At 19.4% G+C, this 1,382-nt stretch carries 2 protein-coding genes and 1 pseudogene; 2 read left to right on the top strand and 1 reads right to left on the bottom strand.

Annotation, left to right across the window (positions count from 1 at the left end):
* Positions 1–5: 5 nt before the first annotated feature.
* Positions 6–149 carry a His/Gly/Thr/Pro-type tRNA ligase C-terminal domain-containing protein gene (locus KTO59_RS04645; RefSeq protein ID WP_445083526.1) on the top strand — a complete coding sequence of 48 codons (144 nt, stop codon included), beginning with the start codon at positions 6–8 and terminating at the stop codon, positions 147–149.
* A gap of 173 nt (positions 150–322) precedes the next feature.
* Complete coding sequence (locus tag KTO59_RS04270) at positions 323–925, top strand: nitroreductase family protein (protein WP_225696259.1); 603 nt, start codon at positions 323–325, stop codon at positions 923–925.
* A gap of 103 nt (positions 926–1,028) precedes the next feature.
* On the opposite strand, the pseudogene KTO59_RS04265 reads toward KTO59_RS04270, so the two are convergent.
* Positions 1,029–1,382, bottom strand: a pseudogene (locus KTO59_RS04265) (hypothetical protein); the annotation flags it as partial.

The following is a 1,382-nucleotide window of genomic DNA, read 5'->3' as shown; positions in this document are numbered from 1 at the left end:
ATAAAATTCCTTATCAAATAGTTATAGGCGATCAAGAAATCAAAAATAATTTGTTAACTTTTAGAAAATATCAAAGTAACAAACAAGAAACATTGTTTGTTGATGATTTTATTCAAATGTTAAATAAAATTATTATAGAAAAAAAATAAATTTCTCAATTATAAAAATTTTTTTTATTTTATTAAATTGATAAAATTATTTTTTTAAAAAAATACGCTTTAATTAAGTGATTTTGTAATTTAAATTGTTTTATTTATTTAATTTTTTATTATTTATTATTTTGATCAAAATAATAAAAAAAATATTTAAAGGAAAATATTTTATGCGTATTGAAACAGTTAGAATATTCCAAAAAAATCATAAAATAACTTATGATACATGGTTAAAAATTTTTAATGATATTCGTTATACTCCTTCTTCTTTTAATTTACAACCTTGGCGTTTTTTTGTTTTTGAAAGTGAAGAAAATAAAAAAAAATTAAAAAAAGTTCTTCAAGGTAATTCGGTTCAATTAGAAACTAGTTCTGCTATAGTTTTAGTATGTGGAAATTTAAATAAAAAAAATTCAGGAGAATATATTTATAGTCAAAAAGTATTAAATGGAGAAATAACTAACGAAAATAAAGAACTTATAATGAATAAAATAAAGCATTATTTTGATAATATAAGTTTTCATCGATTACAAAATGAAATTTTTTTAGAAGGTGGAATTATTTCTCTTAATTTTGTTTTGACTCTTCAAAATTTTGGATATAATTCTTGTTTTATGGGTGGATGTGATTTTAAAAAAATAAACACTCTTTTTAATATTCCTGATTTTTATACTCCTATGATTTTGATTGCTGTGGGAAAAGCCGAAAAAGATGTTATAAAAAATAAAAAAGCTTTTAAATTAAATCCTAAAGAATTTGTTTCTTTTTTATAAGAAAAAATACATAATAGAGAGTATATATTTTTTTATTCTTAATTTTTTTAACTTGATATATAAATAAAAAACCGCTAATTAAGCGGTTTTTTTTATAAAATCATTATCTATTATTTAAAATATCAATCGGTTTTTTTGTAGACCATTTATAAATAATAAAAGATGTAAAAAAAATTGTTAAAAAGAAAATAAAACTAAAATTTAAAAGAATAAAATATAAAACTCTTAAAATAGGGTTCCAAAACAAAAAAGGATAACGTATATTTCTCCAAAAATTAATAAAATAATTAGAATTATTTTTGTCTAATAACGCTTCTTCAAATTCTTCTTTATTAAGTTTTGTATATTCATCAATTTGATCCATATGGTCGGCAAAATGATTCTTTATATCTTTGCCTTCTATCGGTTGTATAGTACAAGAACTAAATACCAAAGGAGATGCAAATAATGTTAAAAC

This window comes from Candidatus Phytoplasma sp. AldY-WA1 (genome assembly GCF_020312115.2).
Lineage (GTDB): Bacteria > Bacillota_I > Bacilli_A > Acholeplasmatales > Acholeplasmataceae > Phytoplasma > Phytoplasma vitis.
This window is presented reverse-complemented; position numbering and strand designations above follow the sequence as displayed.